Annotated in this window: 11 protein-coding genes; 3 read left to right on the top strand and 8 right to left on the bottom strand. The window is 69.0% G+C overall.

Annotated elements, in window-relative coordinates:
• Positions 1-150 precede the first annotated feature (150 nt).
• The 5 genes from ACIA8R_RS25105 to prfB all read right to left on the bottom strand — a co-directional run bounded on the left by ACIA8R_RS25105 (position 151) and on the right by prfB (position 5640).
• Positions 151-2016, bottom strand: coding sequence for a penicillin-binding transpeptidase domain-containing protein (locus ACIA8R_RS25105; RefSeq protein ID WP_364086478.1), 1866 nt, complete (start codon positions 2014-2016; stop codon positions 151-153).
• 20 nt (positions 2017-2036) lie between these two features.
• Entirely contained in the window at positions 2037-2504 is a 468-nt protein-coding gene (gene smpB, locus ACIA8R_RS25100; RefSeq protein WP_357702981.1) for an SsrA-binding protein SmpB, read from the bottom strand.
• A gap of 23 nt (positions 2505-2527) precedes the next feature.
• Positions 2528-3436 carry a permease-like cell division protein FtsX gene (ftsX, locus tag ACIA8R_RS25095; protein WP_364086475.1) on the bottom strand — a complete coding sequence of 303 codons (909 nt, stop codon included), beginning with the start codon at positions 3434-3436 and terminating at the stop codon, positions 2528-2530.
• 20 nt (positions 3437-3456) lie between these two features.
• The gene (ftsE, locus tag ACIA8R_RS25090; RefSeq protein WP_020541427.1) at positions 3457-4146 is read right to left on the bottom strand and encodes a cell division ATP-binding protein FtsE; all 690 of its coding nucleotides are present in this window, start codon (positions 4144-4146) and stop codon (positions 3457-3459) included.
• Positions 4147-4524: 378 nt separating this feature from the next.
• Positions 4525-5640 carry a peptide chain release factor 2 gene (gene prfB / locus ACIA8R_RS25085; protein WP_357702985.1) on the bottom strand — a complete coding sequence of 372 codons (1116 nt, stop codon included), beginning with the start codon at positions 5638-5640 and terminating at the stop codon, positions 4525-4527.
• Positions 5641-5687: 47 nt separating this feature from the next.
• Between prfB and ACIA8R_RS25080 the strand changes: the two genes are divergently transcribed.
• Positions 5688-6719, top strand: coding sequence for a hypothetical protein (locus ACIA8R_RS25080; protein ID WP_364086472.1), 1032 nt, complete (start codon positions 5688-5690; stop codon positions 6717-6719).
• A gap of 19 nt (positions 6720-6738) precedes the next feature.
• Here ACIA8R_RS25080 and ACIA8R_RS25075 read toward each other — a convergent pair whose 3' ends face one another.
• From ACIA8R_RS25075 to ACIA8R_RS25065, 3 genes are all read right to left on the bottom strand, one after another.
• On the bottom strand, positions 6739-11598 hold the full coding sequence (locus ACIA8R_RS25075; protein ID WP_397040636.1) for an NAD-glutamate dehydrogenase: 4860 nt from the start codon (positions 11596-11598) through the stop codon (positions 6739-6741).
• Positions 11599-11867: 269 nt separating this feature from the next.
• A complete protein-coding gene (locus ACIA8R_RS25070; protein ID WP_357702991.1) occupies positions 11868-12065 on the bottom strand; it encodes a zf-HC2 domain-containing protein in 198 nt (65 codons plus the stop codon).
• Entirely contained in the window at positions 12065-12619 is a 555-nt protein-coding gene (locus ACIA8R_RS25065) for a sigma-70 family RNA polymerase sigma factor (protein WP_364086468.1), read from the bottom strand. Before ACIA8R_RS25065 ends, ACIA8R_RS25070 begins: the two co-directional genes overlap by 1 nt.
• 218 nt (positions 12620-12837) lie before the next feature.
• Between ACIA8R_RS25065 and ACIA8R_RS25060 the strand changes: the two genes are divergently transcribed.
• Both ACIA8R_RS25060 and ACIA8R_RS25055 read left to right on the top strand, forming a co-directional pair.
• Positions 12838-14277 carry a DUF1996 domain-containing protein gene (locus tag ACIA8R_RS25060; protein ID WP_397040634.1) on the top strand — a complete coding sequence of 480 codons (1440 nt, stop codon included), beginning with the start codon at positions 12838-12840 and terminating at the stop codon, positions 14275-14277.
• Positions 14278-14332: 55 nt separating this feature from the next.
• Positions 14333-15163 (top strand): hypothetical protein, encoded by an 831-nt coding sequence (locus tag ACIA8R_RS25055; protein ID WP_357702997.1) that lies wholly within the window; start codon positions 14333-14335, stop codon positions 15161-15163.
• Positions 15164-15192: the final 29 nt, after the last annotated feature.

Here is a 15192-nt window from a genome sequence, read left to right as displayed (position 1 = left end):
GCAGGGTCGAGCCGGTCCGGACGGCAGGACTTCCCCCGAGATGAAGTCCTGATCTCATCACGGCGACTGAGTCCGCAACCCCCCGAGCGGGCCCAGTCATTCAGTAAGACGCAGCCGACGTCCGGAAAGGTTGCTCACCGTCACGAATTTTCACGCAGGGTCACGAAGGCCCGAGAAGAAGCTGCCCGCGACGGCCGCCGCGTCGTAGTTCTTGGCCAGGACGGCGATCGCCACGTCCCCCTGCCAGCCGACGAACCACGTCATGGGCTTGTCCTGGCTGCCCGCCGTGGCGCGGACGCCGTAGACCCGGCCCCGGCCCGCCTGCGCGGGGCTGCCGACCGCGCCGGCACGCATCATCGCGGTCAGCGCCGTGCGCACCTTCGGATCCATCGCAACGGGGGGCGGCTGCCGGTCGGGGACGACCTCCGCGGCCGGATCGGGCGACTTGGGGGCGGTCACGAGCACCGGCGGCCGCCAGGTGCCCGAACCCACCGCCGCCGCGACCAGCGCCATCGACAGCGGGCTGACCTCGACGTTCTGGCCCGCGATGGCCCTGGCCTTGTCGGCGTCGCTGGACAGCTCGGGCATCGCCCCGCTGAACGACTTCAGCGGGAGCTGCCACGGCAGCCCGATGCCGAACGCCTTGGCGCTCGTGGCCAGGCCGCCCGCGGTGGCCCGGCGCGCCAGCGAGGCCAGCGCGGTCACGCAGCCCTTGGCGAAGTTGTCCTGGAACGTGGCCGACGAGGTGACCCCGGCGGCCTGGCTGGTGTGCACGAACTTGGCGCCGCCGACCGTGCGCTCGGCCGGGCAGGCCAGCCGCTGCTTGGGGCTGACGCCGCCCTTGATCAGCGCGTCGGCCGCCACGATCGAGAAGGCCGTGCCCGCGGGGAACCTGCCCGCCAGCGCGTCCTTCTCCTGGTTGAGCCCGCTGGTGCCGACCGCGAGGATCTCGCCGGTGTCGCGCTGCACGGCCACCAGCGCGCTCGTGGCCGTCTCGGCCACCGCCCGCTCGGCCGCGGCCTGGACGTGGCTGTCGATCGTGGTCTTGACCGAGACGTTCTGGCGGCCCGGCCACTCGCGCAGCTTGGCCACCTGCTTGCCGGTCTTGAGATCGAGGGTGATCACCTTGGTCTCGGTGGAACCGGTCAGATAGTCCTGGTACGCCTGCTGCAGGCCGCTCTGACCGACCGAGTCGCCGGCCCGCTGCGGCCCGCCGAGCTTCTGCTCGTCCTCGGGGGTGAGCGCGCTGACCTTGCCGACGATCTGCTTGGGCGCGGCGGGGTCGATGGGCTGCGGCTGCGGGTCGGTCTCGATGCCGGCGATGCCGGCCAGCTTGGACTTCATCGACAGGTACCGCGAGCGCCCGAACGTGACCAGCGGCACGAACTTGTCGGGCGGCGAGGACCTGATCCGGCTCAGCAGCCGGTCCTGGGCGTAGCCGGTGATGGCCGACAGCTTGGCCACGACGTCCTCGGCCCGGTCGCCCAGCGCGGACGGCACCACGCCCACCACGTAGACGTAAAGCTCGTTCTGCAGGGGATCGTCGGAGCGGTCGACCACCGGCTGGCGCGGCTTGGGGTTGGTCTCGACCGCGAACCGCTGGCCCTCCTTGAGCTGCGGATGCAGCACCGACGGCGACCAGCGCACCTTCCATCGGCCGTCGACCAGGTGCAGCGGCAGCGAGCCGTCGTACTCCCAGAGGGGGGTGTTCTCCCCCAGGTCGACCTCGGCGCGGAAGTCGGCCTTGGACTCCTCGCCGGTCACGCTCACGCTCTTGATCCTGAAGCGGAACGAGGCCGCGTCGAGCTCCAGCTTGGCGTTGGCCAGGGCCTTGCCCACCGTGGCCGGGTCGCCGTCGGTGCGGCCCGCGGCCAGGGCGTAGTCCTCGGACTGCCAGCCCACGAGGAAGTCACGCACCGCGTCGTGCGGCGAGGACTCCTCGAAGCAGCCGGTCAGCGTCATGCTCGCGACCGCCAGCGTGACGGTCGCGGCAAGGGTGCGGCGCGCGCGTGTCATCGGTTAGAGTGCCGCCGCTCTCATCGGTTGCGGTGCCGCAGGGCCCGCGCCATCTCCCGCTTGGCCTGCTGCTCGGCCAGCGACTGCCGCTTGTCCCAGTCCTTCTTGCCGCGCGCCACGGCGATCTCGACCTTGGCCCGGCCGTCCTGGAAGTACAGGACCGTGGGGACGATCGTGAGGCCGCCCTCCTTGGTGATGGCGGCCAGCTTCTCGATCTCCTTGCGGTGCAGCAGCAGCTTGCGCTTGCGGCGGGCGGCGTGGTTGGTCCACGTGCCCTGCGTGTACTCGGGAATGTGCACGTTGAGCAGCCACGCTTCGCCGTCGTCGATGCTGGCGTAGCCGTCGACGAGCGAGGCGCGGCCCTCGCGGAGCGACTTCACCTCCGTGCCCTGGAGCACGAGCCCCGCCTCGAAGGTGTCCTCAAGGTGGTAGTCGTGCCGGGCCCGCTTGTTCTGGGCGATGACCTTCCGCCCGGTCTCACGTGGCATGCTTCGACCTTACCGGCGATTCCTCACACCCTGAGGTATCGGCGGAGCGTCACGAACGAGGCCAGCACACAGATCACGACGCCGATGCCCATGGTGACCGTGATGGTCTGGGCCACCGAGTCCCAGCCGAGCTGGGCCATGCCGCTGCCGAAGTAGCCCGCGATCTCCTCGAAGAGGAGGACCTTGGTCACGATCAGGATGATCGCCGCGAAGACGCCGCCGATCAGGCCGGCGATCACGCCTTCCATGACGAACGGGAGCTGGATGTACAGGTTGGACGCGCCCACCAGGCGCATGATCCCGGTCTCCCGGCGCCGGTTGAACGCCGACAGCCGGACGGTGTTGCCGATCAGCAGCGCCGCGGCCAGCACCAGGATGATGGCGACGGCCAGCGCGTAGAAGGACAGCTTGTCGAGCATGTCGAAGAACTTGTTGATGAGCTGCTTGTGGTCCATCACCTGGGACACGCCCGGCTGGCCCTTCACGGCCTGGACCACCGGCTGGTAGTTGTCGGGGTCGACCAGCTTCACGCGGAACGACTGCGGCATGTCCTCGACCCGGGTGGCCTCGACGAGCGTCGGGCTGCCCTGGTAGGCCGTCTTGAAGTTGTCGTACGCCGTGGTCTGGTCCTCGTAGAAGACCTCCTTGACCCCCTGGAGGCCCTTCAGGCGGGCTTCCAGCGCCTTGGTCTGGGCCGGGGTGACCGCCTTGCCGTTGCATGCAGGGATCGCGGAGCCCTTGGTGCACAGGAAGACCGAGATCTCCACCTTGTCGTACCAGAAGGTCTTGAGCATGGAGACCTGGGTGTTGATCAACAGGCCGACGCCCAACATCGCCATGCCGACGGCCACGGTGATGACGACCGCGATCGTCATGGTCAGGTTGCGACGGAGGCCGATCCAGACCTCGGAGAAGATGAAGTTCGCCCGCATGTTCTGTCTGCCGCTCCCTGTCAGTACGCCTGGCCGTAAACGCCACGCGACTGGTCACGGACGATTTTCCCGTCTTCCAGCTCGACGACGCGTTTGCGCATGGAGTCCACGATGGCCGCGTCGTGCGTGGCCATGACGACCGTGGTGCCAGTCCGGTTGATGCGGTCGAGCACCTTCATGATGCCGATGCTCGTCGCGGGGTCGATGTTGCCCGTGGGCTCGTCGGCCAGCAGGATCATCGGCCGGTTGACGAACGCGCGGGCCATGGCGACACGCTGCTGCTCGCCGCCGGACAGCTCGTCGGGCATGCGGTGCGCCTTGCCCTCCAGGCCGACCAGCTCGATGACCTCGGGCACGACCTTGCGGATGAACCGCCTGGGCTTGCCGATCACCTCTAGGGCGAACGCCACGTTCTCGTAGACGTTCTTGTTCGGGAGCAACCTGAAGTCCTGGAAGACGCAGCCGATACGGCGGCGCAGGTGAGGCACCTTGAAGTTGGAGAGGCGGGCCAGGTCCTTGCCGGCGACGTGAATCGCCCCGGAGTTGGGCCGCTCCTCCTTCAGGACCAGACGCAGGAACGTGGACTTGCCTGACCCCGAAGGGCCGACGAGGAACACGAACTCACCCTTGTCCACGTCGACGGAGACGTGGTCGAGAGCGGGCCGGTTCTGGTTCGCGTAGACCTTGGTGACATTATCGAAATGGATCACGAGAGCATCACGGCATGCCAGTCTAGGGGTCAGGACGGAAGCGAGGGTGGCACATGCCCATTCCCGCCGCCGGCCGATCGGGGACGCCGTCTTTACTGATGATCGACGTTCCGATTGGCCAGACGACAGTCTAGGGGGAAGACTGGCATGGAACGTCCATAACGGAAACAAAACGATTGTGCGGCTACACTTGGGGCTGTCATGAGTTGCGAACACCTCGTATGCGCGCAGTGCGCCCACCCCGTGATCGAGGGCCGCTGCCCCCTCTGCCGAGCCAACAGGGAGCGGATGCACAACCACGGCTTCGCCGGATTGTCACCCGCCCTCGTCGCCGTCCTGCTCCTCGTCCTGCTCTTCGCGACGCTGGTGCTCAGGCACCTAGTCGGTGCCTGACTCCTGCCTGCGCATCCAGCGGATCTCCGACTCGATGAACCCGTCGAGGTCGCCGTCGAGCACCGCCGTCGGGTTGCCCGCCTCCGTGCCCGTGCGCAGGTCCTTCACGATCTGGTACGGGTGCAGCACGTAGTTGCGGATCTGCGTGCCCCATGACGTGGTGGTCGCGCCACGCAGCTCCGACATCTTCTCCGCCTCCTCCTGTCGCTTGCGCTCCAGCAGCTTGGCCTGGAGCACGTTCATGGCCGAGGCGCGGTTCTGGAGCTGGGAGCGCTCGTTCTGGCAGGAGACCACGATGTTGGTCGGGATGTGCGTGATGCGCACCGCCGAGTCGGTGGTGTTGACGCCCTGGCCGCCGGGGCCCGACGAACGGTAGACGTCGATGCGCAGGTCGTCTTCGTTGATGTCGATGTGGTCGGTCTGCTCGACGACCGGCACGATGTCGACGCCCGCGAACGAGGTCTGGCGGCGGCCCTGGTTGTCGAACGGGCTGATGCGGACCAGCCGGTGGGTGCCGTGCTCGCCGCGCAGCGTGCCGTAGGCGTAGGCGGCCTTGATGGTGAACGTGGCCGACTTGATGCCGGCCTCCTCCGCGTAGGAGGTGTCGTAGACCTCGGTGGAGTAGCCCTTGCGCTCGGCCCACCGCAGGTACATGCGCAGCAGCATCTCGGCCCAGTCGGCCGCGTCGACGCCACCGGCCTGGGAGTTGATGGTGACGAGCGCCTCGCGGGCGTCGTACTCGCCCGACAGGAGCGTGCGTACCTCAAGGGCGCCGATGTCGGACTTGAGGGACTCCAGCTCCTTGTCGGCCTCGACGCGCGTGTCGTCGTCGCCTTCCTCCGCCGCGAGCTCGTAGAGCACCTTCAGGTCGTCGAGACGGCGTGCGACGCCCTCGACGCGGTTGAGCTCACCCTGGAGATGGGAGAGCTTGCTGGTGACCTTCTGCGCCTGCTCGGGGTCGTCCCACAGGTCTGGGGCGGCAACCTGCTGCTCCAGCTCCTCGATCTGCTTGCGCATCGCGTCGAGGTCGAGCACGTCCTGGATGCTGCGGAGCGTGTTCGCGAGCTCGTTGATCTCTTCTGCCGGATCGATGCCTGCCACGTCTCCCTAGGGTACGCGACCCTCGCGTGCACGAATAACATGGCGAGGTGCGCGCATACCGTCGGGGGAAGATGCTGGCGCTCGCCGTCGGCGTGCTGGCCGCGGCTACCGCGTGCACAGGCCCTGCTCAAACGTCCTCCGGAGTTTCGCAGGGGAAGGCGCCTGCCACGGGCTCGGCCACGCCCTCGCCGTCCGCGCCGCCTCCCGCCGTCACGCGTCAGGAGGCCGCGGAGGCGATCGCCGCGATCCTGCCCACCGACGACGTGCTGCGTGTCGAGAGCATCGTGCCGGGGCGGCTCGCGCTCGACAGCGACCTGGTCCGCGACGGGCAGTTCGCGCTCACCCAGGCCGCCTACGAGTCCACCGGCGACCGTCCGCCGCGCTACACGTGGGGCTCGCCGACCCTCTACGTGCCCAGGTTCGCCCAGGGCGAGCGGGCGCCCTGGTTCAGCGCGCTGGTGACGCGCAACGGGCAGCCGACGCTGCTGACGTTCGCCAAGAGCGGCGAGGACTGGCAGCTCAGCTCGGCCGCGCAGCTCCTGTCGGGGCAGCGGCTGCCGCAGGTCGAGCTCGACTCCGACGGCTACGCCAAGGCGCTGACCCCCGACGACAAGACCGTCACGATCAGCCCCCAGTACATGGGCCCGGTGCACGCCAGCGTGGCCGAGACGGGGGCGGCCGGGGTGACGGCGGGCCTGCTCGCCGACGGGCAGTACACGACCGAGGTGGCCAAGCAGATCGCCACCGACCGGGAGAAGGCCAAGAAGGACGGGTTCAGCTACGACTCGATCTTCAGCGCCGACAACTGGCCGGTCTACGCGCTGCGCACGTCCGACGGCGGCGCGCTGATCCAGTACTCGCTGTCGCGCAACACCTCGACCCGCACGGTCGCCAACAACACCTACATCATCCCGGTGCCGCCGGAGGCGAGCTGGGCCATCTCGGGCTCCTCGGTGCGCCGCAGCCTCAAGCTCACCGAGGTCCACCAGTACGCCACGGCGGTGCCGCCGCTGACGGCCCCGGCCGCCGCCCGCGTCATCGCCCACGACGGAGCCCTCACCCGCGCCAGCGGCGAGTGAGGGCCCCCTCGGGCGGTTCCTAGGCCTCCGTGCGCGGCAGGCCGCTGGCGCCCACCAGCGTGCGGATCGCGCGCAGGGCCACCGACAGCGTCGCCAGGTCGAAGTGGTCGCTCTCCCAGATCTCCGACAGCGTCTGACGGGCGCGTCCCACAGCGGCCGAGTTGGCCTCGGTCCAGCCGGCCAGCCGCTCCTCCGGGGGCAGGCCGGGCTTGCTGTGGGCCAGCACGTCACGGGTCAGCGACGCGTGCGCGGTGTACAGGTCGTCGCGCAGGGCCGAGCGGGCGATGGAGTTCCACCGGTTGTCCCTGGGCAGGGCGATGACGCGTTCGCGCAGGCGGGCGAGCTGCAGGCGGTCGGCCAGGTCGAAGTAGACCTCCGCCACCTCGTTCACCGGACGGCCCGTCAGCGACGCCACCTCGACCAGGTCCAGCGTCGAGTACGCGGGCACCATCGACGCCACCCGCTCGGCCAGTTCCTGCGGCACGCCGCGGGCCACGAACGAGTCCCGGCGCTCCTCGTACGCGGCCAGGTCCGGCCCGGTGAGCAGCTTGGGGATGTGCGCCGACAGCCCGTTGACGCCCTTCAGGAAGAAGGCGACCGACCCGGCCAGGTCGAGCGGCGGACGCCGGTTGACCAGCAGCCAGCGGGTGCCGCGCTCCAGCAGCTTGCGGCCCTCCAGCAGCATGGCGACCTGGGTGGCGGTGTCCACCTCGTTGTCCAGCGCCTCCACGGCCCGGTAGAAGCTCGGCAGGTCGAAGACCTCACGCGCCACCAGGTACGCCCGCACGATGTCCGACGTGGAGGCCCCGGTCTCCTCGCCGAAGCGGAACATGAACGTGGTGCCCATGGAGTTGACCAGCTCGTTCACCACGCAGGTCGTGATGATCTCGCGGCGCAGCGGATGCGCGTCCATGTACGTGCGGAACCGCTCGCGCAGGTCCGACGGGAAGTACGACACCAGGCACGACGCCAGGTACGGGTCGTCGGGCAGCTCGGACCCCAGCACCTCGGCGTCGGCCACCAGCTTGGTGTAGGCCAGCAGGACCGAGAACTCCGGCGCGGTCAGCCCGAGCCTGGCCTGCCGCCGCTCGGCCAGCGTCTTGTCCGAGGGCAGGAACTCCAGCTCCCGGTTGACCAGCCCGTCCCGTTCGAGCTTGCGCAGGTAACGGGCGTGGATGTGGAGCATGTCGACCGCCTGGGCGCGGGTCGCGTCGAGCACCACGTTCTGGGCGTGGTTGTCGCGCAGCACCAGGTCGGCGACCTCGTCGGTCATCGACGAGAAGACCTGGTTGCGCTGCTTGTCGGTCAGCTCGCCGTCGCGCACGACCTGGTCGAGCAGGATCTTGATGTTCACCTCGTGGTCGGAGGTGTCCACCCCGGCGGAGTTGTCGATGAAGTCGGTGTTGACCAGACCGCCGTTCAGCGCGAACTCGATGCGGGCGAGCTGGGTGAAGCCCAGGTTGCCGCCCTCGCCGATGACCTTGCACCGCAGGTCTCCGGCGTTCACCCGGAGCCCGTCGTTGGCCTTGTCGCCGACGTCGGCGTTGGACTCGGAGCCGGCCTTGGCGTACGTGCCGATGCCGCCGTTCCACAGCAGGTCGACGGGGGCCCGCAGGATTGCGCTGATCAGGTCGTTGGGGGCCAGGGCGTTGACGCCCGCCTCGATGCCCAGCGCCTCGCGCATCTGCGGGGTGATCTGGATGGACTTGGCGGTACGCGGGAACACGCCGCCGCCCGCCGAGATCAGCGAGGCGTCGTAGTCGTCCCAGGAGCTGCGCGGCAGGTCGAACAGGCGTTGCCGCTCGGCGAACGACCGGGCCGCGTCGGGCGTCGGGTCGATGAAGACGTGCCGGTGGTCGAAGGCGGCCACCAGGCGGATGTGCTGGGAGAGCAGCATGCCGTTGCCGAACACGTCGCCGGACATGTCGCCGATGCCGGCCACGGTGAAGTCGGTGGTCTGCACGTCCACGCCCATCGTGCGGAAGTGGTACTTGACCGACTCCCAGGCGCCGCGGGCGGTGATGCCCATGGCCTTGTGGTCGTAGCCGACCGAGCCGCCGGAGGCGAAGGCGTCGCCGAGCCAGAAGCCGTACTCCTTGGCCACGCTGTTGGCGATGTCGGAGAAGGTCGCGGTGCCCTTGTCGGCGGCCACGACGAGGTAGGTGTCGTCGCCGTCGTGCCTGACCACGTCGGCCGGCGGCACGACCTTGCCGTCCACCAGGTTGTCGGTGACGTCGAGCAGGCCGGAGATGAACGTCCGGTAGCAGGCCACGCCCTCGGCCAGCATGTCCTCGCGGGTGCCGGACACGGGCGGCTGCTTCACCACGAACCCGCCCTTGGACCCGGTGGGCACGATGACGGTGTTCTTCACCATCTGGGCCTTGACCAGGCCGAGGATCTCGGTCCTGAAGTCCTCCATGCGGTCGGACCAGCGCAGGCCGCCGCGGGCGACCTTCCCGAACCGCAGGTGCACGCCCTCGACGCGGGGCGAGTACACGAAGATCTCGTACTTCGGCCGGGGCAGCGGCAGCACGCTGATCGCCTGCGGGTCGACCTTGAGCGAGATGTACGGCTTGCGCTGCCCGTCGACCGTCTGGAAGTAGTTGGTGCGCAGGGTCGCCTGGATCATCTCCAGGTAGGCCCGCAGGATGCGGTCCTCGTCGAGGGAGGCCACCTCGTCGAGGGCGCCCAGGATCTCCTCGTTGAGCGCCTCCACGAGGTCGACCCGCACGTCGTCGCCGCGCTTGGGGTCGAGCTTGGCCTCGAACAGGCGGACCAGCAGCCGGGCCAGCCGCACGTTGCCCAGCAGCACGCGTTCCATGTAGAGCTGCGAGAACGTGCTGCCGGCCTGCCGCAGGTACTTGGCGTAGACGCGCAGGATCTCGACCTGTTCCCAGGTCAGGCCCGCCCGCAGGATGAGGGCGTTGAAGTTGTCGGCCTGGACGCGGCCCTGCCACAGAGCGCTCAGGCCGTCCTGGAAGAGCCGCTTGAAGTCGTTCCTGTCCACCTCGCCGGAGGGCGTGTAGCGCAGGCCGAAGTCGTAGATCCAGGCGTTCTTGGTGCTCGCGTCGCCGTCCCGGTCGATCTCGTACGGCCGCTCGTCCACGACCTCGACGCCGAGCCGCTGGATCAGGGGCAGGGCCTCCGACAGGGAGATCGGCGAGCCGACCTTGTAGATCTTCAGCCGCCGCTCGCCCTCGGTGGCGTCGTACGGCTCGTAGAGGTTGATCGCCACCTCCTCGCCGTCGGCGACGAGCTGCTCCAGGCGGCGCAGGTCGACCACGGCGACCTTGGGCGGGAAGTCGGCCTTGTACCCCTCGGGGAAGGCGGAGACGTACCTCCTGGCCAGCGCGGGGGCCTCCTCCTCGGAGGTCATCTCGTCGAGCGCGACGGTCAGGTCGTCCTCCCAGGAGCGGGTCAGCGCGGCCAGACGCGCCTCCAGCTCCTCCACGTCGACGCTGGGCACGGGGAGCTGCTCGCCGCGCACGACCACGTGCAGCCGGGCCAGCACGGACTCGCCGATCATCGCGCTGTAGTCGAGCGACCTGCCGCCGAGCGCCTTGAGCAGCACCTCCTGCATCTTCAGCCGCACCTTGGTGGTGTAGCGGTCGCGTGGCAGGTAGATCAGGCAGGAGATGTAACGGCCGTAGTCGTCGCGCCGCAGGAACAGCTTGACCTGCTTGCGCTCGCGCAGCCGCAGCACGCCGAGCGCGATCGGCAGGAGCTGGGAGACCGAGGTCTGGAACAGCTCGTCGCGTGGGAACGTCTCCAGGATCTCGATGAGGTCCTTGCCGTCGTGGCTGTCGGGCGAGTGGCCGGCGGCGTTGAGCACCTCGGCCAGTTTGCGCCGCAGCACCGGGATGCGGGAGATCGACTCGTTGTAGGCCACGTGGGTGAACAGGCCGAGGAAGCGGCGCTCCCCGATGACCTCGCCCTCGGGCGAGAACAGCTTGACCCCGATGTAGTCGAGGTAGGTCGCCCGGTGGACGGTCGCCCGGCTGTTGGCCTTGGTGATGATCAGGAGCTGCTTCTCGCGGGCCTTGGCGCGCACCTCCGCGGGCAGCGCGGAGAAGCTGTCCGAGCCGACCTTGTCGTCGCGCAGGATGCCGAGCGCGGCCCCGGGCAGGGCCTTCAGCATCTCGCCCTGGTCGGTGTGCTCCAGCCGGTACTCGCGGTAGCCGAGGAAGGTGAAGTGCCCGTCGGCGAGCCAGCGCAACAGGTCGAGGCTGTCCTCGACCTCGGCGGGCTCCAGCGGCGGCGGGTTCATGCTGAGGTCTTCGGCCGTCTGGACGGCCAGCGCCCGCATCTTCCTGAAGTCCTCGACCGCGTACCGCACGTCGGCCAGCACCCGCAGCAGGTCGGCCTCGACGCGCCTGAGCACCGCGGGGTCGGCCTGCCGGTCGATCTCGATGTGGATCCAGGACTCGACCAGCATCTGGCCGGTGACGTCCTCCTGGCCGCGGCCGAGCATCCGGCCCGTCATGTCGCGGCGTACCCGCATCTGGGGGTGGACCACCAGGTGGACGCCGATGTCGTGCCGGTCGAGCTCCATGGTGACCGAGTCGACGAGGAACGACATGTCGTCGGTGACCACCTCGACGACCGAGTGCCCCGGGTCCCAGCCGTTCTCCTCCAGCGTGGGGGTGTAGGCGCGGACCACGGCCCGGCCTTGGGGGCGTACCTCGGCGAGCTGTCGCTGGGACATCGCCGGGCCGTACACGTCGACGGGGTTGCGGTCGAGCAGGTCCTCGGGTGCGACATGGCGGTAGTAGAACCGCAGGAAGGAGAGGGCCTCCTCCGCGCTCATGTGCTCGCTGCCGACCGCGCAACTCTCCGCGGCTCTTTGCAGCAGCTCATCCTTGGCCTCGTCGAGCGGCATTTCGCTCTCACTCCTTTGTGAGGGTTTGCCATGGCTGTTCATAGCCAGGCTCTTCGTTCCCATGGCAAGGGGAAGTAGTGCAGACGCGTACGTCCGCGGAGACAGGGGACACCGGCCGGGCCACGCGTGCCCAGCCCGGTGCGGATCCGCCGATGCGGGGGAACGGGCGCATCACCGTCGATGCCCACCGAACACCTCCCCCTGAACACCCGGCCTGATTCCGGGCGTACGCCTCGCCGTACCGATATCACCCGAAAAGGGCATAGACGTCAACGTGACATCGACATGGGGGGATCATCGCCGGAGGCCGAGGGGACGTTCTTGAGGTCGTCGAGCCGGTCGGGAAGCTCGGCCAGCTCCACGAGCTCGGCCTGACACCGCTCGCATGCGTCGAGGTGGCGCTCGAACGCCTCGTGCTCCTCATCGTCGAGGACACCGAGGGCGTAGGCGGCCACCCCGTCGTGCATCAGCCGGCTACCCCCTTGTCCCGCAGCTGTTCGCGGAGAGCCCGGATCCCGTAGTAGAGCCGGGACTTCACCGTGCCCGGCGGTATCCCCAGAATCTCCGCCGCCTCACTTATCGTACGGTCTCGGAGGTAGGTCTGCTCAATGACTTCGCGGTGTTCGTCGGACAGGCTGCGCAGCGCGTCGGCGACCACGATCGCCGAAAGGGCGCGCTCGGAGCCGTCCGGCACTGACATCTGGTCGACCTCGGGCGGCTCGACCTCGTGAGGCCGGGCGCTCTTCCGTCGACGTCCATCGATAACGATGCGGCGGGCCACTGTCAGCAGCCACGCCCATAAAAGGCTCGGTTCCCATTGCAGTCTTGCCGAGTTACGCCAGGCCCTGACCAGCGTCTCCTGTACGACGTCCTCAGCCCATTGCAGATCGTTACCAGTCGATTTGCGTACGTGGCGCAGCAGAGGGCCGCCGAACTCCTGGTAGAGCACCGCGATGCGATGTTCCGCCTCGGCATCCGCACTCTCGAACCTGCCGTCGAGGTGACCTAGCACGGGGCACATCTTTACACCTTCGTTATCCGTCCGGCAGCCACTCCGATAACTCCAGTTATTTCTAACTATCTCCGGTCATGGCTGAACCTGATGGTGTAAGCCCGCGTACCTCCCACCATGCAACGGCTTCGTGCGGCGAGACCCTCATGCCCGGCGGCTCCGTGGTGGCCGCCCGCCGCCGCCGAGGCGGTCGAAACGAGGAGACAACCATGAGGAGAACTGGGCGCATGGCCGCGGCCATGTCCGCTCTTGCCGTGGCGGCGGGGAGCCTGGTGTCCGCCGCCGTGATCGGGGTGGTGCCGGCGCGGGCCGACCTCTGCGACCCGGCCCAGGCCAGCCAGGAGAACGCCCGTCGCCAGGGCGACCGCGCCCCCGACCAACAGGCCCCTGACCAGCAGGCCCCTGACCAGCAGGCGCCGGACCAGCAGGCCCCCGACCAACAGGCGCCGGACCAGCAAGCGCCCGACCAGCAGGCCCCTGATCAGCAGGCGCCCGACCAGCAGGTGCAGGGCGGCGGTATCGGGCTGCGCGACCCCGCGCAGTCGCCGGATCCGGAGGAGTCCACCGGCCTGTTCAGACGCAACCGCTCGCCCCGGACCCCCACCCCGGAGGCACCCCAGAACCCCGACCAGAACTCCCAGGACCCCCAGAACTCCCAGGACCCCCAGGACCCGCAGAACCCCCAAGACCCCCAGAATCCCCAGGACCCGCAGGACCCCGGCGACCAGTCGTCGGACCGGCGCGGACGGCCGACCAGGACCGCCTCCCCCTCCCCCACGGCCACCCAGGACGACGACTGTCGGAATCTGGGCCCGTTCGTCGAGGACTTCGTGGACATCCGCCAGGTGCAGCCTCTGAGGCTCGACGCCGGCATCGGCAGGAACGGCTCACGCGGCACATTCGTCGCTCAATGCGGCACCAATCGCAATGGCCACAACAACCCCGACAATTTCATCGTGGCCCCCGGCGTGAGCAACGGCGCCCACCACCTCCACGACTATGTGGGCAACCTGTCCACGGACGGCTTCTCCACCGACGAGAGCCTGGCCGCCGCCGACACCACCTGCCGCGCAGGGGATAAATCCACTTACTTCTGGCCGGTTCTCCGTGACCGTAAAGTGGACGCGAACGCCCAGGACCCCGACGGCAACGTGGGCCAGGTGATCCGCGCCCGTGCGGTGACCCTGCAGTTCCGGGGCAACGCGACCTCCAGGGTCGTCGCGATGCCGAGGTTCCTACGGCTGATCACCGGCGACGCCAAGGCCGGGACGAACGGCGCGGCCAACGCGCGGGCCCGCTGGACCTGCACAGGATTCACAAATCGCATAAGTCCCGATAAATATCCGCTTTGCCCGCGCGGAAGTCAGGTTCTTCGTATTCTGGATTTCCCCAGCTGCTGGGACGGTCAGAACACCGACAGCGCCAATCACCGCACGCACGTGGGCTTCCCCGGGCAGAACGGCGCTTGTCCGCAAGGCACCAGGGCGATTCCGCAACTGCGCATGATCCTCGCCTACACAGTTCCACAGGGTCCGTCGTTCGCCGTGGACGCGTTCCCTGAACAGAAGCACAACCCGGTTACCGACCACGCGGATTTCGCCAACGTCATGCCCGATCGGCTGATGCAGTTCGTCGTCTCGTGCATCAACCGGGGGCGCCGCTGCTGACACGTCCCCATCAGCCTTCCGAGTCGTACCCTCACCCGACCTTGGAGGGAAACAGATGCTCCACAGACGACACCCCCGGCACGCCCCCACAAAGCTGGACACAAGGAATGTCCGGCTGGGGGCGAGCGCCTCGTTGACCGCCGTCCTGTTGTCGGTGTTCGCGCTGGCCAGGACCGAACGCGGCGTCGCGCTGCTCGGCCGGGGAGTCAGTTTCCTAGAGTTCTACGCGGGCGTGTTCGCCCTGGTGCTGCTGACCGCGACGGTCGCGCTCGGCCTGCTCACCACCGAACGCGTGTTCCTGTCCCCGCCCAACCGGGTCAGGGCGCAGCTCGCGCACCGGGCCACCGCACTCATCGGCCTGGCCTACCTGGTCACGCACATCGTCCTCATGGTCGGCCTGGGACACGCGCCGCCGGGGGCCGCGGTCGTGCCGGTCGCCGGGCTCTACGTGGGGTTCGGCGCGCTCGCCTTCGACCTCATGATCGTGGCGGTGGTCACGGGCATGCTCCGAGGCCGCTTCGCCGTACGCGGCACGCCGTGGTTGTGGCGGCTGCTGCACTCGGCCGCCTACCTGGCCTGGCCCATCGCGATCATGCACGGGCTGACGGCGGGCCGTTCGCCGGCCGGCTGGGTGGCCTGGTCGTACGTGGCGTGCCTGGCCGCGGTCGGTTCGGCGCTGGTCGTGCGCGTGCTGGCCACGTTGCGCAGGCCGCCCGTCGTACCGGAGAGGGTCGAGGCGCCCGTCGTGACGGCCGGGGTCGCGGCGGACGTGCCCGTCGAGCGGCCGCGTGCCACGGCGGCAGCGGCGGCGGCCACCGCCGGGGCGCCGGCAGACGCGCCGGTGAGCCTGGCCGACGCGCGACGCAGGTACCGGGAGGCCGGATGAGCCCGCGCCGTGTGACCTCAGGGAGCCGG

Source organism: Nonomuraea sp. NPDC051191 (assembly GCF_044455665.1).
Taxonomy (GTDB): domain Bacteria; phylum Actinomycetota; class Actinomycetes; order Streptosporangiales; family Streptosporangiaceae; genus Nonomuraea.
The sequence above is the reverse complement of the archived record's forward strand: the minus strand, read 5'-3'. Positions and strand labels throughout refer to the sequence as shown.